This window comes from Nonomuraea sp. NPDC054003, from assembly GCF_055585125.1.
The window spans coordinates 146,814-171,869 of the sequence record NZ_JBVJKR010000005.1 but is presented as its reverse complement, the minus strand read 5'-3'; the positions used below and the strand labels follow the sequence as shown (position 1 = coordinate 171,869).

The 25,056-nt window shown below is 74.0% G+C and carries 19 protein-coding genes; 8 read left to right on the top strand and 11 right to left on the bottom strand.

The annotated features are described in order from the left end of the window. The first annotated feature begins 11 nt into the window (after positions 1-11). From ACZ6YG_RS14505 to ACZ6YG_RS14495, 3 genes are all read left to right on the top strand, one after another. Positions 12-812, top strand: a complete 801-nt coding sequence (locus ACZ6YG_RS14505) for a glycerophosphodiester phosphodiesterase family protein (RefSeq protein WP_148031451.1) — start codon at positions 12-14, stop codon at positions 810-812. Positions 813-827: 15 nt separating this feature from the next. Next, the gene (locus ACZ6YG_RS14500; RefSeq protein WP_466018232.1) at positions 828-2,270 is read left to right on the top strand and encodes an MFS transporter; all 1,443 of its coding nucleotides are present in this window, start codon (positions 828-830) and stop codon (positions 2,268-2,270) included. 141 nt (positions 2,271-2,411) lie between these two features. Further along, positions 2,412-2,756 carry an RNA polymerase-binding protein RbpA gene (locus ACZ6YG_RS14495; protein ID WP_043625492.1) on the top strand — a complete coding sequence of 115 codons (345 nt, stop codon included), beginning with the start codon at positions 2,412-2,414 and terminating at the stop codon, positions 2,754-2,756. 72 nt (positions 2,757-2,828) lie between these two features. Here ACZ6YG_RS14495 and ACZ6YG_RS14490 read toward each other — a convergent pair whose 3' ends face one another. The 4 genes from ACZ6YG_RS14490 to ACZ6YG_RS14475 form a co-directional block, all read right to left on the bottom strand. Continuing rightward, complete coding sequence (locus tag ACZ6YG_RS14490; RefSeq protein ID WP_148031449.1) at positions 2,829-3,341, bottom strand: FxsA family protein; 513 nt, start codon at positions 3,339-3,341, stop codon at positions 2,829-2,831. A gap of 75 nt (positions 3,342-3,416) precedes the next feature. Next, entirely contained in the window at positions 3,417-4,160 is a 744-nt protein-coding gene (locus ACZ6YG_RS14485; protein WP_219545704.1) for a polyprenol monophosphomannose synthase, read from the bottom strand. Between the two features lie 2 nt (positions 4,161-4,162). Next, positions 4,163-5,683 carry an apolipoprotein N-acyltransferase gene (gene lnt, locus ACZ6YG_RS14480; RefSeq protein WP_466018231.1) on the bottom strand — a complete coding sequence of 507 codons (1,521 nt, stop codon included), beginning with the start codon at positions 5,681-5,683 and terminating at the stop codon, positions 4,163-4,165. A gap of 655 nt (positions 5,684-6,338) precedes the next feature. After that, on the bottom strand, positions 6,339-8,576 hold the full coding sequence (locus ACZ6YG_RS14475) for a HelD family protein (RefSeq protein ID WP_466018478.1): 2,238 nt from the start codon (positions 8,574-8,576) through the stop codon (positions 6,339-6,341). A gap of 361 nt (positions 8,577-8,937) precedes the next feature. Here ACZ6YG_RS14475 and ACZ6YG_RS14470 point away from each other — a divergent pair, with 361 nt between their 5' ends. After that, entirely contained in the window at positions 8,938-10,197 is a 1,260-nt protein-coding gene (locus ACZ6YG_RS14470) for an ROK family transcriptional regulator (protein ID WP_466018230.1), read from the top strand. 144 nt (positions 10,198-10,341) lie between these two features. Further along, positions 10,342-12,558, top strand: coding sequence for a hypothetical protein (locus ACZ6YG_RS14465; RefSeq protein WP_466018229.1), 2,217 nt, complete (start codon positions 10,342-10,344; stop codon positions 12,556-12,558). Between the two features lie 7 nt (positions 12,559-12,565). Here ACZ6YG_RS14465 and ACZ6YG_RS14460 read toward each other — a convergent pair whose 3' ends face one another. The 6 genes from ACZ6YG_RS14460 to ACZ6YG_RS14435 all read right to left on the bottom strand — a co-directional run bounded on the left by ACZ6YG_RS14460 (position 12,566) and on the right by ACZ6YG_RS14435 (position 19,380). Continuing rightward, the gene (locus ACZ6YG_RS14460) at positions 12,566-12,748 is read right to left on the bottom strand and encodes a hypothetical protein (protein WP_148031444.1); all 183 of its coding nucleotides are present in this window, start codon (positions 12,746-12,748) and stop codon (positions 12,566-12,568) included. Positions 12,749-12,865: 117 nt separating this feature from the next. Then, on the bottom strand, positions 12,866-14,428 hold the full coding sequence (locus ACZ6YG_RS14455) for a glycerol-3-phosphate dehydrogenase/oxidase (RefSeq protein WP_466018228.1): 1,563 nt from the start codon (positions 14,426-14,428) through the stop codon (positions 12,866-12,868). A 34-nt stretch (positions 14,429-14,462) separates the two neighbouring features. Next, positions 14,463-14,948 (bottom strand): Lrp/AsnC family transcriptional regulator, encoded by a 486-nt coding sequence (locus ACZ6YG_RS14450; protein WP_466018227.1) that lies wholly within the window; start codon positions 14,946-14,948, stop codon positions 14,463-14,465. Positions 14,949-14,971: 23 nt separating this feature from the next. After that, positions 14,972-15,565 carry a GTP-binding protein gene (locus tag ACZ6YG_RS14445; RefSeq protein ID WP_148031441.1) on the bottom strand — a complete coding sequence of 198 codons (594 nt, stop codon included), beginning with the start codon at positions 15,563-15,565 and terminating at the stop codon, positions 14,972-14,974. Between the two features lie 249 nt (positions 15,566-15,814). Next, positions 15,815-16,687, bottom strand: coding sequence for an isoprenoid biosynthesis enzyme family protein (locus ACZ6YG_RS14440; protein ID WP_148031440.1), 873 nt, complete (start codon positions 16,685-16,687; stop codon positions 15,815-15,817). 110 nt (positions 16,688-16,797) lie between these two features. After that, entirely contained in the window at positions 16,798-19,380 is a 2,583-nt protein-coding gene (locus tag ACZ6YG_RS14435) for a CHAT domain-containing protein (RefSeq protein ID WP_364230735.1), read from the bottom strand. Between the two features lie 137 nt (positions 19,381-19,517). On the opposite strand from ACZ6YG_RS14435, the gene ACZ6YG_RS14430 reads away from it, so the two are divergent. From ACZ6YG_RS14430 to ACZ6YG_RS14420, 3 genes are all read left to right on the top strand, one after another. Beyond that, positions 19,518-20,861: a S8/S53 family peptidase gene (locus tag ACZ6YG_RS14430; RefSeq protein ID WP_148031438.1), complete on the top strand. Its 1,344-nt coding sequence runs from the start codon at positions 19,518-19,520 to the stop codon at positions 20,859-20,861. 71 nt (positions 20,862-20,932) lie between these two features. Next, positions 20,933-21,541, top strand: coding sequence for an RNA polymerase sigma factor (locus tag ACZ6YG_RS14425; protein WP_219545710.1), 609 nt, complete (start codon positions 20,933-20,935; stop codon positions 21,539-21,541). Further along, positions 21,538-21,984, top strand: a complete 447-nt coding sequence (locus ACZ6YG_RS14420; protein WP_187281145.1) for a hypothetical protein — start codon at positions 21,538-21,540, stop codon at positions 21,982-21,984. The genes ACZ6YG_RS14425 and ACZ6YG_RS14420 overlap by 4 nt, the downstream gene beginning before the upstream one ends. 229 nt (positions 21,985-22,213) lie before the next feature. Here ACZ6YG_RS14420 and ACZ6YG_RS14415 read toward each other — a convergent pair whose 3' ends face one another. Continuing rightward, positions 22,214-25,033, bottom strand: coding sequence for an AAA family ATPase (locus ACZ6YG_RS14415; protein ID WP_466018226.1), 2,820 nt, complete (start codon positions 25,031-25,033; stop codon positions 22,214-22,216). Positions 25,034-25,056: the final 23 nt, after the last annotated feature.

Genomic DNA, 25,056 nt, shown 5'->3' with positions numbered 1-25,056 from the left:
TACTTCAGACCGTGCTCAGCCGCCGATTCGCCTTTCTCGACCATCCGGGCCCGCTGGCCTTCGCCCACCGGGGCGGGGCGCTGGAGGGGGCGGAGAACTCCTTCGAGGCGTTCGATCGGGCCGTGCGGCTCGGCTACACCCATCTGGAGACCGACGCGCACGCCACCTCCGACGGCGTGCTGCTCGCCTTCCACGACCACACGCTGGACCGGGTGACCGACCGGCGGGGCCGCGTCTCGGAGCTGCCCTACCAGGAGGTCAAGCGGGCCCGCATCGGCGGCGTCCACGAGATCCCGCTGCTTGAGGACCTGCTGGGCACCTGGCCGGAGATCCGGTTCAACATCGACGTGAAGGAGCCGGGGGCGATCGCGCCGCTGGCCGAGGCGATCCGCCGGACGAACTCCTACGACCGGATCTGCCTCACCTCGTTCTCCGACGAGCGGCTGGTGCTGGCCAGGGCGGCGCTCGGGCGGGAGGTGTGCTCGGCGCTCGGGCCGCGCGGCGTGGCCGCGCTCCGGGCCGCCGCCGCCACCTCCGGCTACGGCCGCCTGCTGGCCCGGCTGAAACGCGCGGCGATCCCGTGCGCGCAGGTGCCGGTCGGCTTCCGCGGGCTGCGGGTCGCCACCCGCCACCTGGTGCGGACGGCCCACGCGCTCGGCATGCAGGTGCACGTCTGGACCATCAACGACACCCCCCGGATGGAGCGCCTGCTCGATCTGGGCGTCGACGGCATCATGACCGACAACATCACCGGGCTGCGCGACGTCCTGGAGCGGCGCGGCCAGTGGCATCCCGGCCGCATGGCCGCCTAGGAGCGACTCCACACCATGTCCGTACCCGCACCCCCCGCGGCCTCCGACCCCGCCTCCGAGTCACCCGCCGTACGCCGGCGCGAACAGCGCGGCTGGTACGTCTACGACTGGGCCAACTCCGCCTTCTACACCACGATCATCTCCGTCTTCCTCGGCCCGTACATCATCGAGGTCGCCAAGACCGCCTCGTGCGCCAAGGACTTCGCCCAGGTCGACGCCGCCACCTGCGCGGCCGGCTTCGACCGGCTCGCCGTGCAGAACCCGGGCCTGGGCTACGTGGACGTGCTCGGCATGGACATCCGGCCGGTCGCGTTCTTCGGCCTGATCACGACCGTGGCGGTGCTGCTGCAGATCGTGGCCCTGCCGATGGTGGGCGCGCTGGCCGACCACACCGGCCGCAAGCGGGAGATGCTCGGCGTCTTCGCCTACGTCGGCGCGCTCGCCGCGATGGGACTGTTCTTCGTCGAGGGCGACCGCTACATGCTCGGCGGCTGGCTGTTCGTCATCGCGAACGTCGCCTACGGGGCCTCGGTCGTCGTCTACGACTCGTGGCTGCCGCAGATCTCCACCCCCGACGAGCGCGACCGCGTGTCCTCGCGGGGCTGGGCGATCGGCTATCTCGGCGGCGGGCTGCTGCTGGCGCTCAACCTGGTGCTCTTCCTGAGCCACGAGAGCCTGGGGCTGACCCAGGGCGAGTCGGTGCGCATCGCGATGATGTCGGCCGGGCTGTGGTGGGCCACCTTCACGATCGTGCCGCTGCTGCGGCTGCGCAACCGGCCGGCGCCGGCGCACGAGCACACCGCGCTCGCGTCGGTGGGCGGCAGCTTCCGCCAGCTCTGGCGGACGCTGAAGGAGCTGCGCCGCTACCCGCTGACGCTGCTGTTCCTGGTGGCCTACCTGGTCTACAACGACGGCATCCAGACGGTGATCGGCAACAGCGCGGCCTTCGCCTCCGAGGCGCTCAAGCTGGACCGCACGGTGCAGATCACCGCGATCCTGATGGTGCAGTTCGTGGCGTTCTTCGGGGCGCTGTTGCTGGGCAGGCTGGCGGAGCGGTTCGGCACCAAGCGCACGGTGCTGGCCAGCATCGTGGTGTGGACGGTGATCGTGATGATGGCGCTGTTCGTCCGCGAAGGGCAGGCGGTGCAGTTCTACCTCATGGCCTTCGCCATCGCGATCGTGCTCGGCGGCACCCAGGCGCTGTCGCGCTCGCTCTTCTCCCAGGTGATCCCGAAGGGCCGGGAAGCCGAGTACTTCAGCCTGCTGCAGATCAGCGACAAGGGCTCGGCGTTCATCGGCGCGCTGACGGTGACGATCGCCCTGCAGCTCACCAACAGCTACCGCATCGCCATCATGTCGATGGTCGTCTTCTTCGTGCTCGGGTTCGTGCTGCTGGCGCTGGTCAACCTGCCGAAGGCGATCCGCGCGGCGGGCAACGAGGTGCCGAGGAACCTCTGACGAGCGGGCGCGGCCCCGAACTCCTCGGCGGTATAGCGATTGGATCTCCCCGCGGGTGGGAATCCCATCACGGTACCAAGCGTTACACACCGTGGGAGACAGACCCCCCACGCATGGGGGCCCTGTAGGAGGCATTCAAACATGGGCGAGCGCGCGCTTCGTGGCACCCGGCTCGGGGCAACCAGCTACGAGAACGACCGTAACACGGATCTGGCCCCGCGCCAGGAGGTGTCTTACACCTGCCCCAAGGGGCATCGCTTCGAGGTTCCGCTTGCCGCCGAGGCTGAGATTCCCGCGACCTGGGAGTGCCGCATGTGCGGCGCGACCGCGGTGCGGGTCGACGGCGAGCAGCCGGAGTCGAAGAAGACCAAGCCGCCGCGGACTCACTGGGACATGCTCCTCGAGCGGCGGTCCATCGAAGATCTGGAAGAGGTGCTCAACGAGCGGCTGGCGGTCCTGAGGGCCCAGCGCCGCAAGAGCGCCTGACATCACTCTCACGGTGAACCCCCGGGCCGGCGGCCCGGGGGTTTTCTGCTGCGCGCGTGACCGGCGGCGTCGCTAGTCGCGGTCCTCGCGGATGACCTCGCCGTGCACGACCTTCCCGCGCGGCGCGCCGCCGTGGGGACCGGCCTGCGGGACGTCCGCGCGCACCGGCCCCGCGGACTGGGGCGGGAACATGTTCGCGTACGGGGAAGCCGCCGCCATCCGCTTGACCCGCCGGTCGAAGAACCACCCGCCGAGCCGCCGCATCCCCGGCCGGGTGAACGGCAGGACGCACGCGAGGCCGACCACGTCGCTGAGGAATCCCGGCATCACCAGGAGCACGCCGCCCACCAGCACGAGCGCCCCGTCGGCCAGCTCGCGCTCGGGCATCACGCCGGTGCGCATCGACTCCTGCAGCCTGTGCCAGGCGCGGCGTCCCTCACGCCGCACCAGCCATGAGCCGAGCAGCGCCGCCGCCGCCAGCAGGCCCACGGTCGGCCAGCCGCCGATCACCGACCCGACCTGGATCAGCAGCCACACCTCCAGGATGGGGATCGCCAGGAAGGCCAGGAAAAGCAGAAGCCGCATCGTCGCCTCGTTCTGTGCACATCAAGGACACGTCTAGGTAGAACAACGCCCGGAACCGTCCTCGCGTTCCTGCGGTCAGGAGCGCCGGCCGCGCAGTCGCGCGGGCAGCCCGACGAGCCCCCACTGGAAGATCCGCCAGAACGCCTCGGCCATCACCCGGCCGCTCATCTTGCTGGTGCCGACCGTCCGCTCGACGAACGTGATCGGCACCTCCGCGACCCGCAGCCCGTGACGGCAGGTGCGCAGGGTCAGGTCGACCTGGAAGCAGTAGCCCTGCGACTCCACGTCGGCCAGCCCGACCTTCTCCAGGACGGCCGCCCGGTAGGCGCGGAACCCCGCGGTGGCGTCGCGGACGGGCAGGCCGAGCATGATCCGCGTGTAGAGGTTGGCGCCCCGGGACAGGAGCTCACGCGTGGCCGGCCAGTTCCTCACCTTGCCGCCCGGCACGTAACGCGACCCGATCGCCAGGTCGGCCCCTTCGGACAGCGACGTCAGCAGCTTGTGCAGCTCCTCCGGCTGGTGCGAGCCGTCGGCGTCCATCTCCACCAGCACGTCGTAGCCCTCGCCCAGCCCCCACCGGAACCCCGCGATGTAGGCGGCGCCGAGCCCCTGCTTGGCCGGCCGGTGCAGGACGTGCACGTGGTCGTCTTCCGAGGCGAGCTCGTCGGCGATCTTGCCGGTGCCGTCGGGACTGTTGTCGTCGGCCACCAGCAGGTGGGCCTCGGGCAGCGCGGCCCGCAGCCGCTCGGTGATCGACGGCAGGTTCTCGCGCTCGTTGTAGGTCGGGACGATGACCAGCACCCGGCCGAGCGTCTCCATCGTCAGTCGTCCCCCATCATCCGGTCGGCCCGGCGCCCGCGCCGGGCGGCGACGACGGTGGCCGCCGCTCCCAACATCATCAATGCCCACTCGGGAGCCGCGCCGACCCTCGTGGCGATCGTCTGTTCGGTGCGTATCGGCACGGTTACAACGGTGCTGTCGGCAACCAGCTCCCTGGTTTGCCACGAGACCTTACCGTCCGGCGTGACGAACGCGGAGATGCCTGTCGTGGCCGCCGTCACGACCGCCCTGTTGTGCTCGACCGCCCGCAGCTGGGACATCGCCAACTGCTGGGCGGGCAGATTGGACAGGGCGTAGGAGGCGTTGTTGGTCTGCACCACCAGCGGCGTGCCGCCGGCCCGCACGGTGGCCCGCACGGTGCCGTCGTAGGCCACCTCGTAGCAGTTGACGGCGCCGACGGTGACCGGGCCCATCTTCAGGTCGCCGGGTCCGGTGCCGGGGACGGACTGCCTGCCGACCAGGTTGGCGCGCTCGTACAGGGCGAGCACGAGCTCCTTGAACGGGGTGTACTCGCCGAACGGCACCAGGTTCTGCTTGTCGTAGTAGTCGCCGGGACCGGTGGCGGGATCCCACACCAGGCTGCGGGTCGCGCGATGCTCGTCGCCGATCGCCACGACCGCGCCGACCAGGGTGGGCACGCCGATGTCGCGCACCGAGTCGTGGATCGTGCCGTAGGCGAACGCGTCGGTGTAGGGGTCGATGTCGGTGGAGTTCTCCGGCAGCACCACCAGGTCGGGCGCGGGCAACTCGCCGGCGCGGACCCGCCCGGCCAGCCGCTTGGTCTCCTCGGCGTGGTTCCTCAGCACGACGGCGGGCTCGTCGCCGAAGATGTGCATGCCGCGGCCCGGCACGCTGCCCTGGACGATGCCGACGTTGACCGTGCGGCCCTCGTCCGGCGGCCTGGGCACGGCCAGGGCGACGACGGGGACGGCCACGGCCAGCGCGACCGGCACCCCGCGCAGCAGGCCCGTACGCGGCCGTACGAGCACCGCGTGGGCGATCAGGGCGCCGCACACCACCACGGCGAACGAGACCAGCGGAGCGCCGCCCAGCGCGGCGTACGGGGTGAACAGCGACTCGCCCTGGCTGAAGGCCACCCGCGCCCACGGGAACCCGCCGATCGGGACGAGCCCGCGCGCCCACTCCATCGCCACCCAGAGCGCCGCGAACCACACCGGCCACAGCCGCAGCCGGAGAACCAGCGCCGCCGCGGCGGCCATGGCCGCGTAGAACAGGCTCTCGACCGCCACCAGCATGATCCACACGTCGACGCCGATCGTGCTGACCCAGGCCAGCGCGGGCGTCAGGAACACGGCCGCGGCCACGTAGCCGATCCACGCCGCCCTCCTGGGCCACGCCCCGTACAGGGAGGCGACGATCAGCGCCAGCCCGGGCGGCGCGCACAGCCACCACCCGAGCGGCGGGAACGCCAGATAGAGCAGCACCCCACCGGCCACGGCGGCGCCCAGCCGGGCGGCCAGCACCCGCGGCGACTCCCCCACCGTCCGCCCCCGCCGCTTCCGCTTCCGCCCTTCCGACGGCCCATCACCACTGGGACGAGAGCCCGCATGCTCGGCCGGAGGCGGCCGTTCGCCGTCCGTGGGGGCGGCAGAGCCGGTGAAACTTTCAACGGCCGGGGCGCCGGATGAGGGCGTGGGCGGGCCGCTCCCGTCTCCGGGGGTGGCCGGTCGGCCCGTCTTCTCCTGCACCACTGCGGGGTCTCCTCGCGATCCGCACGCCTTGCTATGCGAAAACGCTACCGCCCCGGAGGCGCTCTCCGGTCATGCCGGACGCGGCGACAGGGTGATCCCGCGAGGAACGGGACCACCCGGCGCACTGACGAGCCCGGCGCACGGGAACGGGAAGAGGGCCCGGAAACCCTTCGGACCGGACCCGTCTCGTCGGCGGCGAGCGCGGAATTCCGTTGTCTACTGGGCTCCCGGGCCCGTCCCGGGTCCAACCCCCCGCCCGGTTGGGGTGCCCCGACTCGACGGACCGACGGCCCTGCACCTGGCTGTGTGGACGAAGCCACGCTCCGTCACGGACGCAGGATCCGGCGATGTCAGAGACGGCCAACCGGCCAAGTCCCGTGCTGGACTGGGCAGCAAACTACCGACTCAGCCTCAGATGTCAACCGTGTCCCGATCAGCAGAAACATCAAGTTTTCCCAGGTGGGCGGCCACTACCCGGCACGGCAGGCACCCCACCGGCACTGCGGGAGTCTCCATCGGGCCGCCTCGTCAAGCCGCGCAAAGCATCTGAGAGCGGGCGATCGTGGACCACGCCCAGCCGCTGCGTGGCACGGGTGAGCGCCACGTACAGATCGCTGGTGCCGCGCGGCGACTGGGCCGCGATCAGGTCCGGCTCGGCCACGATCACCGAGTCGAACTCCAGCCCCTTGGCGTCGGCCACGCCGAGCACGGCGACGGGCGCGTCGAGCGCCTCCGCGCCGCGGGAGCGCCCGGCGCCGGGGGTGACGACCACGGCGCCCTCCACCGACTCCCCCAGCGAGGCGAGCAGCTCGTCGGGCGCCACGACCGCGACCTTGCCCCCGCCCGCCACCTCGTCCGCGACGATCGCGGGCAGCTCGGCCAGCGGCGCGGCCCACGGGCTCGCCCCGATCTCGCGGACCGACCGCGGCGCCTCCAGGCCGGGGTCGATGGTGGCGAGCACGCGGGCGGCGACCTCCATGAGCTCGACGGGCGTGCGGTAGTTGACGGTCAGCCGCTCCTGGCGCCACCGCCCCGCCACGTACGGGTCGAGCACCTCGGCCCAGGAGCGCGCCCCAGCCGCCGAACCGGTCTGGGCGATGTCGCCGACGATCGTCATGGACCGGGTCGGGATGCGCCGCATGACGGCCCGCCAGGCCATCGGCGACAGCTCCTGCGCCTCGTCCACGATGACGTGACCGTAGGCCCAGGTGCGGTCGGCGGCGGCGCGTTCGGCGGTGGTGAGGTGCGGCCCCTCGCCGCGCTGACGCTCGGCCAGCCGTTCGGCCTCCATGACGTCGGACAGACCGGTCAGCTCCAGCACCTCGCGGGCGTAGGCGAGCTCGGCCTCGCGCTCGTGCTCCTCGGCCTGACGGGCCGCGGCCAGCTCCTCCTCCGCCGCCATCGCGCTGGCCCGCAGCACCTGCTCGTCGATCTCGCCGAGCAGCTCGGCGGCCTCGTCCAGCAGCGGCACGTCGGACTCGGTCCACTCGCCGCCCCGGGCCCCGTCGCGCCGCAGCAGGGCCCGCTCCTCGGGCGTCAGGCCGGCGGCGGCGTAACCCAGCCGGTCCGGCGACCCGTACAGGCCGAGCAGCAGCCGCTGCGGCGTGAGATAGGGCCAGAGCCGGTTGAGCGCGGACCTGACGACCGGCTCGGTGCGCAGCTCCTCGCGCAGGTCGGCCAGCTCGTCGTCGTCGATCAGGCCCTTGCCGATCTGTCGGGCGGCCTGCCGGGCCAGCGCGTTGAGCAGGGAGCGGACGAACACGGCGCGGGCCTGGTTGTGCGGGCGGCGGGAGCGGGCGGCCTTGTTGGCGGCCGACTCCAGCATCTTGCGGTCCATGGTCAGGGTGTAGCGGCCGAGCCGCAGCTCGACGGGCTTGCGCGGGACGCGCTGGCGGTCGCGCACCGCCCTGGCGATCACCTCGGCCATGCGCAGGTCGCCCTTGACCGCGGCCACCTCGGGCTTGTCCCTGGCGGTCGCGGTCAGCCCGGGATAGAGCTCGCCGACCGCCGACAGCAGCACGTCGGTCTCGCCGAGCGAGGGCAGCACCTGCTCGATGTAGCGCAGGAAGGTCAGGTTGGGGCCGAGGATGAGCACGCCACGGCGTTCCAGCCGCTCCCGGTGCGTGTAGAGCAGGTAGGCGGCGCGGTGGAGCGCGACGACGGTCTTGCCGGTGCCGGGGCCGCCCTGGACGACGAGCACCCCGTTGAGGTCGGACCTGATCACCTTGTCCTGCTCGGCCTGGATGGTGGCCACGATGTCGCGCATCCGGCCGGTGCGCCGCTCGTCCAGCGCCGCCAGCAGGGCGGCCTCGCCGTTGAGCGTGGCCCGGTCGTCCTCGGTGAGCGCGTCGAGGTCGAGCAGGTCGTCGTCGACCGCGACGACCGTGCGGCCCCGGGTCTGCAGGTGGCGACGCCGGGTGAGGCCCATGGGAGCCGCCGGGGTCGCGCGGTAGAACGGCTGCGCGACCGGTGCCCGCCAGTCGATGAGCAGGCGCTCCTGCTCGTCGTCGGTCAGGCCGAGCTTGCCGATGTAGAGCCGGCCCTCGTCGACGTGGTCGAGCCGGCCGAAGACCAGGCCGCGCTCCACCGCCCACAGCCGGGCCAGCCGGGAGGCGTACATGTCGGCGAACGTGTCGCGCTCCGACCGGTTCTGCATCGTTCCGACGGCGCCGGACGCCAGCACCTCCTTCAACTGGTGCTGGGTGCGCTCGCGCAGCTCGTCCAGCCGCTCGTAGAGGCGGGTGACGTACGCCTGCTCCCTGGCGAGTTCCGATTGACGGGTTGCCGCCAGACCATTATTGTGGTTAATGGGACACTCCGGGCCATTCTGCTTGTTGTTACGACAAACGACGAGATTAGCATGCCTGCCGCGGCGCTCTCCCGCGTTTCACTCTCTCCCCTCTCCCGTGCGGCCCCTTCATTCTGCGCGACCCTCTCTGCGGTACGGTCACGGGTTCGCCGCACCTCTTGACCGGACGCCCCGGCGCTCTTTACGGTCACCTTCGGTTAGGAAAGTTTCCTAACCTCCGGGGGAAGAGGTGACAGTGAGCGGTTCCGTACCGGGCACTCCCAGTCTGCTACGCGCGATCAACGATCGCGCGGCCCTGCGCCTGCTTCTGGAGCGCGGGCCGCTCACCCGTCCCGAGCTGGGCGCGCTGACGGGGCTGTCGAAGCCGACGGCGTCGCAGTTGCTGCTCCGCCTGCGCGAGGCGGGGCTCGTGGTGCTGGACGGGGTGCGGGAGGGCTTGCCGGGCCGTACCGCCGAGGTGTACCGGGTCAACGCGGCGGCGGCGTACGCGGCCGCGCTGGACGTCACCTCGGGCAGGATCGAGGCGCGGGTGGCGGACCTGACGGGGGCGGTGGTCGGCGAGCACGTGCTGGAGCCGCCCGGCGGCGACCTGATCGGCGGGCTGCGCGCCGCGCTGGCCGGGGCGCGGCCTCCCGCGCCGCCGCGCCACCTGGTGATCGGGGTGCAGGCGGCGGTCGACCCGACGACGGGGCGGCTGGGGTACGCGACCGCCGAGGACATGCCCGGCTGGCACGTCGACGACCTGGTGGACCGGCTGTCCATGGGGCTGGGCGTGCCGGTGTCGGTGGAGAACAACGTCAACCTGGTGGCCCTGGCGGAGCGGGCGCACGGGGCGGCCGCGGGCACACCGGACTTCGTCCTGCTGTGGGCCGACGCGGGCATCGGCTCGGCGATCGTCCTCGGCGGCCGGCTCCACCGTGGCGCGACGGGCGGTGCGGGCGAGGTCGGCTACATGCCCGCGCCGGGCGCGCCCACGGCACGCGAGAGCGGCCCGTACGCCGACCACGGCTTCCAGGCGTTGTCCGGCGGCGCGGCGGTGCTGCGGGTCCTCCGCCGGCACGGCATCCCGGGCGCGGACCTGTGCGAGATGGTCAGGAACGCGGCCCGAGCCGCCGAGGACCCGCCGGCGGGCCCACCGCAAGAGAACACGGCGGCGAACCCGCCGGAAACCCGCATGGCCGGCGCGGTGGACGCGGTGCCCGCGGGTTCGGGTGAGGCGGCGTTGCGGGAGGTGGCGGGGCGGCTGGCGGTGGGGCTGGCCGCGATCACCTCGGTGATGGATCCGGCGCTGATCGTGCTGACCGGCGCGGTGCCGCTGGCGGGCGGGGAGCCGCTGCGGCGGCTGATCGAGGAGGAGCTGCACGCGCTGACCATCGCCCGCCCGCGGGTGCGGCTGTCGCAGGTGGCGGGCAACCCCGTGCTGGTGGGAGCGCTCGACCTGGCGCTGGCCACGGTGCGGGACGAGGTGCTCGACTCCACGGGCGTGACGGGTTGACGTCACGCCCTCGACCGCTTCGCCGCCGCCGAGGCCGCGAAAGCCCGGCTGCCTGCCCGCTTCGTCCACCTTTGACACTGTCGTGGGCGTGACAGAGTAGGCCTGTCCCTGGCGTGTCACGCGTGCCCTCATCATGCTGCGGTCATGGACGGGTTCCTGGACACCAGCACGAGCGGCATGACCGAGTTGCGGGTGCACGGCGTGTCCGGCACGCCGCCCGGGGAGATGCTCAACCATCCGCATCCCCTGCTGGTCGCGGGCGACGGGACGACGGGGTTCTACCGGCGCTGGTGGCCGGCGGGCCGGCCGGAGACCGAGGACGCGGACGTGCCGGGCGAGCGTCACCGCGAGGCGTACGCGTGGGCCGGGCTCACCTCCGGCGGCCGGACCATCGCGCTGTGGCTGCTGCTCCTGCCGTTCGCGCTGGCCAACCTGGCGTACTTCATGCTGCCCAGGCCGGAGGGCGGGCGGCCGGTGCGGCGGGCCCTGGAGGCGGCTCAGCGGCTGTTCGCGCTGCTGCTGACGGGCACGCTGGTGGCGGCCGTCACGCGGGCCAGCGTGGACCTGATCGGCTGGCAGTGCACCGCCGCCGGGCGGGCGTGCGCGTACGCGACCGCGCCCGGCTGGGTGCGGTGGATGGCGGAGCTGTGGGGCGCCGAGCACTCGCGGCGGCTGGCCGTGACCGCGCTGGTGCCGCTCGCCGTGGTGGTGGTGCTGTGGGTGGTCGGGCGGCGGACGTGGCAGCGGGACGAGCGGACCGCCATGCCGCCCGACGGGTTCGAGCGGCCGGGCGTGCTGCTGGCCCGGCCGCGGCTGTGGCACGGCGACGAGCCGGTGCGGCGGCTGCGAGCGGTGCACGTGGCGTTCGCCCTCGGGTGGATCGGGCTGGCCGTGGCGGCCCCGTTCACCCGCTCGGGCCTCGGGCTGGTGCTGGCGGTGGCGAACGCCGTGGTGCTGGTGGCCGCGGTCCTGGCGGTGGTGGCGCCGGGGGTGGCGCGGCGGGTGGATCCGGGCGCCGACGATCCCGGCGGGGCGGTGCTGAGCCGGGTCTGCGCGGCGCTGGAGGCGGCGGGCGCGACGGTGCTGGCCGTGACGCTGGTCGCGGCGGCGGCCGGGCTGCCCGGCGCGTCCGGCTCGCGCCAGTTGCCGGGGGTCGGGGCGGGGACGGTGCAGTTCGTGCTGACGCTGGGGCTGGTGGCGTTCACGCTGGCGGGCACCTGGTGGCTGGCCCGGCGCGACCGGGGGACGGGGCCGCGGGCACTGGGCGGGCTGGCGAGCTGGTTCGCGCTGCTGGTGGCCGCGGCCGTGGCGAACGCGCTGGGCCTGGGCGTGATGTTCTGGACGGCCTCGTTCTTCGGCGTGCCGGCCTCCCCGGGCGCGGGCGGGCCGGTGGGCCACAGGCTGTTCCTGGACGAGCCGGTGTGGTGGACGGCCGCGCTGGTGCCGGTCCTGGTCGCGGGCCTGGTGGTGGTCGGGCTCGTGCTGTGGAACGCGCGCAGGTCCGAGGCGGCCCGGCTGAATCCCGGGCTGGAGCCGCACTACGGGCGGCACAGCGAGGAGGTGGCCGGCTGCTGGGCGCTGGCCGGGCTGACCGACCGGGCCGGGCAGGTGCTGGGGCTGCTGACCGGGATCGGGCTGGCGGGGTTCGCCCTGGTGACCGTGTTCTACCAGTTCCGGCTGCTGAGCCCGGTGGACGGGCTGGCCGGGCTGTTCGCCACGATCGGCAGCTGGGCGATGGCCGCGTTCCTCGTCGGGCTGGTGCTGCTGGGCCGGCGCGCGTACAGCGATCCGGGGCTGCGCCGGACGATCGGGATCCTGTGGGACGTGTCCACGTTCTGGCCGCGCGCCACCCACCCGCTCGCCCCGCCCTGCTACACCGAGCGGGTGGTGCCCGAGCTGATCTCCCGGGTGCGCCGGCTGGCCAGGGATGACGCCGATCTGGTGCTGCTTTCCGGACACAGCCAGGGCAGCGTGATCGCCGCCTCGGTGGTGCTGCAGCTCGACCCGGCGGCGCGCGGGCGGGTGCGGCTGCTCACGCACGGCTCGCCGCTGCGGCGGCTGTACGCGGCGTTCTTCCCCGCCTACTTCGGGCCCGCCGCGCTGGGTGCGGTACGGGACGCGGTGCCCTGGTTCAACCTTTACCGGCTGAGCGACCCGATCGGCGGGCCCGTCCTGGGGCGGGTGGACCCGTTCGGGCCGCGCGAGTCGCTGTCGGCGGTGGACCTGTTCTGCTGGGACCCGGCCAGGCCGGAGCCGGGCGATCCGCTGCCGGAGACCCGCTGGCACGCCGGCTACTGGTTCGATCCGCCGTACGCGGAGGCGCTGCGCAGGCTCACCACGGCGACCCTGCGCGGCGGGTGAGCCGCCGCTAGTGGAGTTCGAGGATGAAGGCGGCGGCCAGCGCGGGCGCGCACGGCCAGGCGGCGCCGCAGGAGGCGCAGGCGTGCGCGGCTCCGGCCCGGTGGGCGTCCAGCGCGCCGGCCGCCCTGGCGAAGCAGGTCTCGCCCAGCGGGTCGTCGTGAGCGGGCTTCGTACCGAGGAGAACGGCCATGTCGGTCACCTTCGCTGCGTGTTCGGCTGCGCTCACTCTCTCTCGCCGGAGCGTCGCCGTCCGGGTCGAAGGACTCGCCCGGACCGCGTCTTCGGCCACACTTGACCGAAAGGCGGGTCAGCGGGCCAGGATGGCGGCCACGCGCTCGCGTACGGACGGGGTGTCGAGGCCGCGGACGGTCAGCGTGGTGCGGCGGCGGACCACGTCGTCGACCGTGACCGCCCACTCGTGGTCGCGGGCGTAGACCGCCTGAGCCCAGATGTCGGGGCCGTCGGGGTGGATGCGCTCGCCCAGGCCGGGGTCGTCGCGGATGAGCCGGGCCAGGTCGAAGGCGATCGAGCCGTAGTGGGAGGCGAGGTGGCGGGCCACCAGGGGATCCATGCGGGCGTCGGGGTCGCGCTCGGTCCACAGCCGCATGGCCACCGCGTCGGGGCTCGCCAGCCCCGGCAGCGGCACGGCCGGCAGGATGTCGGCCAGGTCGTCGCCGAGCGGGTGGCCGGGCAGGTGGGCGAGCGTGTCGAGGACCACCCGGCCGATGTGGCGGTAGGTGGTCCACTTGCCGCCGGCGACCGACAGCATGCCGCCCGTGCCGCGGGTGAGCACGGTCTCGCGCTTGGCCGCGGTCACCTGGCCCGGGCCGCCGGGGAGCACGCGCAGGCCGGCGAAGGAGTAGGTGATGTCGTCGCGGCCCAGCTGGGAGCCGAGCACGGCGTGGCCGGCCTCGTCGAGGATCTGCGTGATGTCGGCCTCGGTGGGGCGCACCTCGCCCGGGTCGCCCTCGTAGGGCTCGTCGGTGGTGCCGAGCAGGAGGTGGTCCTCCCACGGGATGGCGAACGACACGCGGTACTTGTCGATCGGGATGGTCAGCGCGGCCTTCCAGGGCTCGTGGCGGCGCAGCACCAGGTGGGCGCCCTTGGACAGGCGGATGCTGGGCTCGGCGCCGGGGTCTTCCATGCGGCGCAGGTGGTCGATCCACGGGCCGGTCGCGTTGAGCACCAGCCGGGCCGACACGCCGAACTCGCCGCCGTCGAGCCGGTCGCGCAGCTCGGCGCCGGTGACGGTGGCGCCGGTCTTGCGCAGCCCGACGACCTCGGCGTGGTTGAGCACGGTCGCGCCCGCGTCGACGGCGGCGCGCACGGTCATGACCGCGACCCGGCTGTCGTTCATCTGGTGGTCGCCGTAGACGGCGGCGGAGCGCAGCCCGTCCATCTTGAGCGCGGGCACCCTGGCCTGCGCCTGCTGCGGCGTGATCACCTTGCCGACGCCGTCGCCGAACACCGACAGCGCGGAGTAGAGGAACACGCCCGCGCCGAGCTTGGCCGCGCCGTGGGGGCCGCCGCGGTAGATCGGGACCACGAAGGTGAGCGGTTTGACCAGATGGGGGGCGATGTCGCCGGCCAGCGCCCGGCGCTCGCGGTGGTTCTCCGCGACGAGCTTGACGTTGCCGGTCTGGAGGTAGCGCAGGCCGCCGTGGACGAGTTTGGACGAGGCGCTGGAGGTGGCCCCGGCGAAGTCGCCGGCGTCGACCATGGCGACGCGCAGCCCCGCCTGGGCGGCCATCCAGGTGACGGACGTGCCCAGGATGCCGCCGCCGATGACGAGCAGGTCGTAGGAGACCCGGCTCAGCTCCTCGCGCGTCTCGGCGCGGGTGGTCATCGCGGCGGTGCTCTTGGCGATCATGTGGTGCTCCAGTCGAGGCGGCGCCTCTATGATCTCACGCGGCCGGCGGTCGATCGGGCCCGGCGCTCTCGCCGCCCCGGGTCACGTCGGGGGCGCGGTGCTCGTACGGGGTGCTCAGCACCACGGTGGTGCGGGTGGACACGTTGGCGGCGGCCCTGATCTGCTGCAGGAGCTCCTCCAGCGCCACGGGGGACCCCACGCGGACCTTGAGGATGTAACTCTCGTCGCCCGCGACGCTGTGGCACGCCTCGATCGCGCTCAGGTGGGCCAGCCGGTCGGGGGCGTCGTCGGGGGCGGCCGGGTCGATCGGCTTGATCGAGATGAACGCGGTCAGCGGCAGCCCGATCGCGTCATGGTCGATGACCGCGGCGTAGCCGCGCACCACGCCGCGCTTCTCCAGGCGGCGCACCCGCTGGTGGACCGCCGAGACCGAGAGCCCGGTCTCCCTGGCCAGGTCGGTAAAGCTCATCCGGCCGTCGCGGGCCAGCAGCGCGACGATCCGGCGATCGATCTCCTCCATCGGTCAAAGGTAGCCGGTCGCGTTCACGACATGGACCCGACGGGAGAGGCGCCCATGCGCATCGCGTGCTCGACGAGGGTGACGAGCACGTCCCTGCCGGACTCGCGGCGGCGGGCGTCGCAGCGCACGATCGGCACGCCGGGGTCGAGGCCGAGCGCCTGGCGCACCTCGCCGATGGTGAAGGGGCGGGCGCCGTCGAAGCAGTTCAGCGCCACCACGAAGGGCTGGCCGCGCTTCTCGAAGTAGTCGATGGCCGGGAAGCAGTCGGCCAGGCGGCGGGTGTCGGCCAGCACGACGGCGCCGAGCGCGCCCAGCGCCAGTTCGTCCCAGACGAAGAAGAACCGTTCCTGGCCGGGGGTGCCGAACAGGTAGAGGGTGTAGTCGCCGCGGATCGTGATGCGGCCGAAGTCCATGGCCACGGTGGTGGTGGGCTTGGTCTCCACCCCGGTCAGGTCGTCGACGGTGACGCCGGCGTGGGTGAGCATCTCCTCGGTGCGCACGGTCCTGGTCTCCGACACCGCGCCGACCATGGTGGTCTTGCCCGCGCCGAAGCCGCCGGCGATCAAGATCTTGATCGGGACGGGCAGCCGCCAGTGATCAGAGCGCCCGAAGTCCATCCAGCACCGCCTGTACGTCCCTCCGCGGCCGTGCCGCGCCCGCACGCCTCGGCCCGATCAACGGTGCTTGTCAAGGCGAGTCAGGGAGATCCATCTGCCTGGCATCGAGTCACCCTAGCAATGCCGTAAACCCCACTCAAGCACCCATGCCTCTTAAAAATCAATATGTAACTTTTGTCGCCTAGAGCACCTTCAGGTGGGGCGGATTTCTCCACCGAGTAAACCCGGTTGTCAGGTCATCGAACCGCTTCACCACTTCTGATGGTCATAGCCCGAAATATTGTGATAACCAGCACTAAAGCCGATTTGTCGCCACAAGTAGGTGGCCGTGCGCGGGCTGCGCTCCCGTACCCCGTGGATCAGCTCGCCCGCGTCGCGGGCGAGGCCGGTCATGGCCTCGTTCACGTCGGCCCTCGCCACCCCGAGCAGCAGCACGTTGAGCCCGCCCCAGCTCAGGTCCCTGCGGTACGAGGCGAGGTCGCCGAGCAGGTGGAGGTAGCGCTGCACCTGCTCGCTGGCCGGGCGCAGGTCCTCCAGGTGATCCCTGACCCACGCGTCGCCGGCGTAGATGAGGTGGGACAGGTCGACGAAGCAGGTGCCGCGGCTGTCGGCGTTGCCGACGTAGCGGTCGAGCGAGACCTCGGCCGCGGTGTCGCGCCACACCCAGGCCCTCCCCATGCCCGCCAGGGTCCTGCCGAGCTGCTCGCGCCAGAGCCAGTGCAGGTCGGCGAACTCCTGGACGGTGGCCAGCTCGTCGCGCAGGTCGGCCAGGAAGCGGGTGACGGCCGCCCTGGGCGCGGCGCCGTCGGCGACCGCCAGGCAGTCGCCGATCAGCTCGTTCACCTGCTCGCGGGTGGTGGCCGTGTGGTCGACGAGCCGGTCCAGGGCGAGCACCCACAGCGCGGCGCGGTTGACCACCTTGAGCCGCTCCGCCGTGGCCCACGGCGCCCCGAACGCGCTCGTCAGGGTCAGAGCCGAGTAAATTTCCGGGCCGAACGCCGCCCCTGGGAAAAGGCCTCCGTACATCTGGGCACAGCGCCGCAGGTCCCTGTCGCACTCGGCCGCCAGCGCGCAGGTGCGGCCGAGTTCGAAGGCCTCGTCAAGCTCGCCGGGGGTCCTCACGGCCGCTCGGTCGGGAACATCGGCGACTCCCCCCAATAACCGGCTGATATCGCTGTGTAGCGAATTGTCACATGATCAGCATCATCCGATCAAGGTACAGCAGCGTGGCGTCAGGCCCCGATGGCGATGAACGAGACGTCGTCGCCCCTCGCCCGCCTCAGCGCCTCGGCCAGGCCCAGCCCGCTGCTGAGCCCGGCGTGCAGCCGGACCATGAGCGGGACCGCGTTCTCGTCGTTGACCGGCACCACGCTGGCGACGATGCCCGCGGTGCCGAGATGGAGCAGCGCGGTGGCCAGGCCGAGCAGCTCGTCGGCGCCCACGGCGGCCATCTGGGCGGAGTCGCAGCTGGACAGGACGAGCCGGTAGGGGGCGCGGCGCAGGCGTTCGAGGTCGTAGCCGGTGAGCGGGCCGTCGTCGAGATGGAGCGAGGAGAACATCGGGCTGTCGGCGCGGAAGGTGCCGTGGGCGGCCACGTGCGCGAGCCGGCAGCCGTCCATGGCTTCCAGCACCGCCTGCGCCGTGGCCGTGCCTCCTTCCAGCACGGTGGGCCCCGGGTCCTCGTACAGCTCCTCGATGGCCTGGATCTCGGCCTTGGCGTTGGGCACGTCAGGCCCGCCGACGAGGACGACGCCGCCGCCGGGTGGCGGCGCCGACGCGCGGGCGCGCAGCCAGGCGGCGGCGGACGGCGCCACGCTGAAGGCGGTCTCCCGCAGCGACGGGAGCAGCCCCCACGGCGCGGCGTGCAGCACGCTGGGCGGCACCACCACGCACGGCCCGCCGGCCAGCAGGGGGGCGACCGGCCCGAGCACGGCCTCCTCCAGCCGCCGTCCCAGCGCGGCCAGCTCCCCCGGGTCGGGCCGGAGCTGGTAGGCGAGGCGGCGCAGCCGGGACCGGGCGAACTCCGTCTCGGCGACCGCCCGCTCGGCCGGCCCGACGGCGTAGGAGCGCACCCGCCCGTCGCCGCACAGCAGCACGTGCAAGGTGCCGTCGATGAGCACCAGCTCGGCGAGCCGCCCGCCGGGGCCGAGCGCGTCCAGCACCCGGCGGCAGTCGAAGCCGCGTTCCTCTCGCCAGCCGGGCCCGCGCAGGCGCAGCGTCCCGGCCCGTACCCGGGCCTCCAGCGCGGCGCGCTCGCGTTCGAGGCGAGGGGCGGAGGCGGCGCCGCCGGAACGCGCGGCGGCCAGCAACTGGTCGACCCGGCGCAGCGCGGCGAGCCGGCCGAGCAGCTCCTGATCGTCCGCCGGCGGCGCGGGCGGCACGGCGATCGCGGTGGCGCGCCAGCGCTCGGTCCAGCCGAGCAGCTCGCGGCTGCGGCCGGCGCGGCGCAGGTGGCGCAGCGCGAGCTCGACCAGTTCGGCGCCCTGGGCGGTGACGAGCGCGCGCAGCTCCGACGAGCCGAACGTGAGCCGGTGCTCCTCGATCAGCTCAAGCCCGGCCCGGCAGGCGCGCAGCAGCCGGCGCGGCTGCCCGGCCGCCTCGGCCAGCAGCGCCTCGGCCAGCCACCCGCCGGCCCGCGCGGTGGCAGACCCGCCGTGCCTGGCCCGCGCCGCGGCGGTCAGGTGGCGGTCGGCCTCGGCGGCCCGGCCGAGCTTCAGCGCGATCCGGCCGGCCAGCAGGTGAGCCTGCCACGCGTCGGGAGAGCCGAGCTCGCCGAGCCGGCCGGCGAGGCGGCGGGCGTCGGCGAGCAGCCGCGGCGTGGCCCCCTCCGCCAGCCCGGCCTGGACGAGGATGAGCCGGGCGTGCTCGGCCCACCAGGCGCGCCGCTGCCTCGCGAACAGCGCACGCGCCTCGGCGGCGCGCTCGCGGGCGGTAGCCGGGTCGGCGGCCAGCAGCGCGGCCCTGGCGGCGAGCAGCAGCAGCTCGGCCCGCCGGGTGGCCTGGCCGCGCAGCCGGGCGATCAGTCTCAGCCCGGCGTCGGCCTGCTCCAGCGCCTCGCGGGCGAGTCCGGCGGCGAGCATGACCGCGCACCGGTCGGCGACCAGGTCGGGCATCGGGGTGCCGAGCCGCTGGAACCCCTGGTCGGCCTCGTCGAGCAGGGCCAGCGCGGTGGGCAGGTCGCCGGCCACGAAGGCGGCGACGCCCCGGTTCTGCACGGCGACGACCGAGTCGTGCTCCTGCCTGGTGGTGGCGAACATGCGCTGCGCGGTGCGGAAGTCGGCGTCGGCGGCCCGCACGCCGCCGAGCGCGAGCTGCACGTGGCCGCGCAGGCTGAGCGCGCGGGCGGCCCAGACGGTGTCGCCGGCCCGGCGCAGCGCGGGCGCGGCCACCCCGAGGTCGTCGAGCGCGTCGCCGTGCCGTCCGAGGATCCAGCGGGCCCCGGCCCGCCGGAAGAGCACGCGGGCGCGGGTGGTGCCGGTGGCCCGGCCGGCGGCGGAGTCGAGCGCCGACAGCCCGGAACGGGTGCGGCCGTGGTGCACGAGCGCGATGCCGAGGGTGGCGAGCACGTCGGCCTCCCGGTCCGGCGAGCCGGACCTGCGCGCCAGCCGCACGGCCTGCCGCAGCTCGCCGATCGCGGCCTCGATGTCGCCGAACTCGCGGTGCAGGATGCCGATCGCCTGCCGCGCGATCGAGGAGTCGTACGGGCCGCGCCGCCCCGCGAGGATGGCCCTGGCGGCCTGGAGCGCCTCTTTGGGGCGCGCGAACACCATGGCGAGCACGTCGTGTGAATCGCCGGGTTCGCGGGGCCCAGACACGCATAGATGGTAGAGCCGCCCCAGGCCCGCGTCCACGTGGTGTATCAACCGTCGGCACGGGCGCTCATAAGTGTCGGGGCGGCCTGATGGACTGGCCTCCCGCCGGCCAAGGCGACACTCCCCGGGAGGAACCGACGATGACGACACCGGATCCGGGTGGCGACGCCCGCTTCTGGACTCAGCTGGAGATGGTGAACGCCGCCCTGCCCGACGGCCTGCGCGCGGTCGCCGGGCCGGAGGGCGCCACGCCCGGCTCCTCGGTCGCGCCCGGATACGCCGAGCTCGACGGGCACGTCCTGGTGCCCGCGCAGGACCTGGAGCGGGCGGGCAACATGGTCCAGGACCTGGTGCCGGGCGAGGCCGACCCGCGGGTGGTGTGGCCGCCCGAGCACGACGCGGGCCGGGTGTCGGTGCGCCGCCTGTACGTGGGCGACCGCAGCGCCCGGCTGGTCGCCGACACGCTCACCGCGCGCCGGATGCGGGCCACGCCGGTCCACCTGGTCTCGGTGGCGGGGGTCAACCTGTGCCCGGGCGACGAGCCCGTGCCGGCCTCCGGGCCGCTGCGCCCGCCGCCCGGCGCCCGCGACGCCGGCGCCGGGGTGCGGGTGACCGTGCTCGACACCGGGCTGGTGCCCGGCTACCTCGACCACCCGTGGCTGGCGGCGGGTTCCGGCGACCCCGCGATCCCGGCCGTCGACGGCGACGTCACCGACGAGGTCACCGGCGGCGTGATCGGCCCGTACACCGGGCACGGCACGTTCGTCGCGGGGGTGGTGCGCTGCACCGCGCCGGCCGCCGACGTGCGCGTCCACCGGACGTTCCCGTACGCGGGCGCGGTGCCGGAGGACGAGCTGGGGCTGGCCGTCCGTGACACGCTCGGCGCCCATGGCTGGCCCGACATCGTGTCGCTGTCGGCCGGCACCCGCACGCGCGACGCGGCGGCGCTGCTCGGCCTGGCCGACTTCATGGCCGAGCTGACGCTGCACCCGGAGACGGTGCTGGTGGCGGCGGCGGGCAACGACGGCGGCACCGACCCGTTCTGGCCCGCCGCCTACGCCGGGCAGCCGGTCAACGCCTCCGGCGACCTGGTGGTGTCGGTGGGCGCGCTGCGCGAGGACGGCCTGGGCAGGGCGTGTTTCAGCAACCACGGCGACTGGGTGACCGTGTACGCGCAGGGCGAGCGGCTGGTGAACGCGTTCGCCTCCGGCCAGTACACCTACGGCTACCCGCACAGCGCGTCCTGCCGCCACTCCGACACCCCTCTCTACTCCGGCTGCACCTGCGTGGGGGTGATGAAGGCGGGCGACACGGCCACCTTTACCGGGCTCGCGCAGTGGAGCGGCACGTCCTTCGCCACCCCGATCGTGGCCGGGCTGATCGCGGCCCGGATGTCCGAGGCCGGCATCTCGTCGCGGCAGGCCGCGCGCCAGCTCGTGGCGGGCCGGCTGTCCGTACCGGATCTCAGCGGTTACCTGCGGTGACGGGACGTTCTCCTGTCCTGGAGCGGCTCACGAAATATCATGAGCTTTCCGCCCCTGGACCGAAAAGGACGTTGGACGACACCGTGGAAGACACCGCGCTGGACGACACCGCAGCCCTCGTCAAAGCAGCCGCCGGCGGGGAGGCCGACGCCTGGAGGGAGCTCTACCAGCGCTTCAGCGGCCTGGTGTGGGCGGTTTCCCGCGCCTACCTGCCGGTTGCGGCCGACGCCCAGGACGTCGCGCAGACCACCTGGTTCCGGTTCGCCGAGAATCTCACCAGGATCCGCGACCCTGAACGGGCCGGAGCCTGGCTGGCCGCCACGGCCAGGAACGAGGCGCTGCGCGTGATCCGCACCAGCGGCCGGGCCATCCCGGTCAGCGACGTCGCGCTGATCGGGTTCGACGTGGACGAGCGCTCGCCCGAGCTGCTGCTGCTGGAAGCCGAGGAGGAGGTCGCGGAGGCCGAGCGCGCCCAGGAGGTCTGGGCGGCCTTCCAGGAGCTGTCGGAGCGCTGCCGGCTCCTGCTGCGCGTCCTCATAGCCTCGCCGAAGCCCACCTACCAGGAAGTCGCCACCGGCCTGGGCATCGCGGTGGGCAGCGTCGGTCCCATGCGGGGACGCTGCCTGAAGCGGCTCGGAACGCTGGTGGAACGACGCGGAGTATCCGGGAGTTCCGAGTGAACGACATGGATGACGACCTCGCTCTGGAGAACGAGCTGCGCGTGATCGCGCGCCTGCTGGATCCGGTGCCGCCGCAGCTGATGGAGGACGCCATGCAGGCGTTCACGCTCCGGACGCTCGACGCCGAGCTGGCCCTGCTCGCCTTCGACTCGTGGGACGAGCAGGCCGCGACGCGGGTCCGCGGATCGGGCGCGCCCCGGCTGCTGACGTTCCGCACGGCGACGGTGGAGGTGGAGATGGAGGTGTCGGGGCCGCGCCTGATGGGGCGGCTGGTCCCGGCCGAGGAGACGGACATCCGCGTGCAGCGCCGCGACGGTGAGCAGCGGGTGCGTTCCGACGCGCTGGGCCGCTTCACCGCCGACGCCCTCGCACCCGGCCCGCTCCGGCTCCGGGTGGTCCCGCGCGGGGGCGGGCCCGTCGTCACCTCCTGGATCCGCGTCTGACAGGCCCATCGGGTGGCGGATTCCCCATGCGGTGGGGATGACCGGGTGCGCGCTGTGTGCGCGCACCCGGCCGTGCGTGGCGGGCGTTCCCGGCGATGCCGCCAGGACCCTTGGATGAGCATCGCCGTTCCCGCCGCCACGCGGCTTCGTGGCCGGCCGCGCCGGTCCCCTCCTCCCGGCGCGGCCGTCACCGTGCGGGAGCCGGGCAGGCTCCCGCCTCAGGACCCGGCTAGGGGTTCTCCCCGTAGGCGGCCAACCGGGCGGCCAGCGCCACCCTGGAGCCGATGCCGAGCTTGGTGTAGATCTTCCCGATGTGGTATTCGACGGTCTTGACGCTGATGAGCAGCTCGCGGGCGATCTGCCGGTTGGTCAGCCCGTCGGCCACCAGCGTCGCGGTGCTGAACTCCTGCGGCGTCAGACCCAGCCGCGCCGTCACCGCCGGCTCCAGCCCGCACGCCTCCAGCTCCTGCGCGCACCGCGCGACCATGGGCCTGGCCCCCAGCCCCGCGAAGTCCGCCCGCGCGGCCTGCAACCGCTCGGCCGCCAGCCTCCTCCTTCCGGTACGGCGCAGCAGCCGGCCCAGGTCGAGCAGCACACGTGCCTCCTCCATGCGGCATCCGGCGTCGCCCGCGAGTTCGAGCGCGGCGGTGAAGCGTTCCTCGGCGGCGGCTGGAACGTTCCGCGCGGCGAACAGCAGGCCTTCGAGCCTGGCCCGCTGGGCCCGCGCCCGGGGCCCGTCACCGGCGTCGGCCAGGCCGTCGAGCACGACCTGCGCCTCCTGCAGCGCGCCCTCCGCCACGAACGTCTCCACGAGCTGCGGCCGCGGGTCGGGCACGAACGCGTCCCCGGCGGTGGGCGGCGCCGCCCCGGCCCCGAGCACGGCCATGGCCAGATCAGCCTGCGTCTCGCCGAGCACGCTGCGCTGGCGCCCGGCCTCCTCCCGCGCCGCCGTGACGTGCGCCAGCGCCCGGTCGTGCTCGCCCCTGGCGGCCAGCGGCGCCACGCACACCACCTCCAGGCACGGCAGCAGCCACCGCTGCCCCAGCCCTGCGGCCTCGGCCACGGCCCGCTCGGCCCGCTCGACCGCGTCGTCCCAGCGACCGTCGCGGTACTCGGCCACGGCCAGCAGGGCGAGCGCGAGCAGCCGGTGGCAGGGCAGCCCGGCCTCGGCCAGCTCGCCCGCCGCCCGGTCGAGCACCTCGCGGGCCGGGCCGACCTCGTCCTCGCGCAGCAGCCGCACCGCCTCGGCCAGGCTCCCCGGAGGCGCCTGCGGGCACGGGTCCCCGGCCAGGGCCAGCACGTCGTACGGTCGCGCGGCGGGGCTCTGGATCGGCTGGTCGAGCGCCAGCCTCGCCCACCGGGCCGCCTCCGGCCGGTCGTCGCCGAGCAGGCGCAGCCACGCGAGCCGCTCGGCGACGTCGGCCGCGTACGGCGTCTCCCGGTGCGACCACGCCTCCTCCAGCAGCCTCCCGGCGTCCTCCAGGCGGCCCTCGGCCAGGGCGAGCCTGCCGAGCACGTAGCGGCGCACGGGGCGCGGGTCGGCGTTCGGCGACGCGGCCAGCTGGGCGGCGCGGACGACGTCGCCGCCGACCAGCACGTGCTCCAGGGCCGCGGTGCGCAGCTCGTCGCGCCTTCCGGCGGAGTGGGTGAGCCCGGCGGCCAGCTCCAGGTGGGTGGCGGCCTCGTGCCACAGCCCGTGCTGCGCCTCCTTGGCCGCGTACCAGGCCAGTTCCTCGGCCAGCCCTTCGTCGGGGCCGGACGCGGCGGCGGCCCGGTGGCGCAGCTCGGCGCCGGTGTCGCCGGCGATCCGGGCGGCGGCCAGGTGGAGCCGCGCCCGCGTCCCGGCTCCGAGAGCGTCGTAGGCGGCGGCCCTCCCCAGCGGTTCCCGGAACCGGATCGCCCGCCCGGCCTCCTCGACCAGGACCCCGGCCTCCACCGCGTTCTCCAGCGCGTCCAGCTCCGGTGTCCGGGCGCCGGTCGCTCCCTCCGTACGCGCTCCGGTCTCCGGGGAGTGGTCGGCTCCAGCCCTCGCCGCTGTGCCGGTCATCGCCCTGGCCACCGTGGCGGCCTCGTACAGGGTGCAGCCGTCCCCCAGCACCGCGCACGCCGCGATGAGCGCCCGCGCCCTCGGCGCGCAGGATCGCAGCCACCGCGTGAACGTGGCCGCGTACGTGACGGGGGCGGGCAGCCGCACTCCTGGGTCGGCGAGCACCGACGCCGGGAAGGCGGCGAGCATCGCGCGGGCGTGCAGCGGGTTGCCCAGGGTGTGCGCGTGCAGCCGCGCCGCCGCCCGCAGGGGCAGCGTCTCCCTGGCGGACGCCTGGCCCGTGCTCGCCCCTGTGGCGCCGGGTCCCCTGCTCAGCACCATGAGCGCCGGCCCGGCGCGCCCGCTCTCCTCCCCGGGCGGCGGCTCCCCGTTCTTCTCTCCCCCCGGGAGCCGCCGCCTCGTACCGGCCGCCTTTCCAGGACTCCCCATGTCCTTCGGCGGCCGTCCCCCGGTCGCGCCCTCAGGCGCCCGTTCGGGCAGCCTGGCCAGTTCCGCGACCGAGAGTCCCTGGAGGGAGATCCGGCAGGCGCCGTCGCCGGTCAGCAGCCGCCGCAGACCCACCGGCAGCCACGGATCGTCGGCGTCGCGGCAGGCGACCAGCACCAGCACCCGCTCGCCGCCGAGCCTCCGGACGGTGTAGCAGAGCGCGCGCAGCGACGGCCGGTCGGCCCACTGCGCGTCGTCCACCAGCACGACCACGGGCCCGTCGGCCTGCGAGCGGCGGATCGCCTCACACATGGCCTGGCCGACGGTCCACGGATCGTCCCCCGCCACGTCGGGCAGCAACTGGCGGACGATCCCGTACCGCAGGTGCCGTTCGCCGGCGTCGCCGCAGGCGGCGAGCGTCCGGACCTTGGAAGCGTCGCCGAGCGCTTGCCGGATGAGAGCGGTCTTGCCGATGCCTTCCGGCCCTTCGACCACCGCCCTGCGGGCAGGCCCGGCGGCCGACAGGCGCAGCTCGGCTCGTAGCAGGTCGAGCTCGGCTTCTCTCCCCACGAACATCGCTTCCTCCCTCCCTCGCCTTT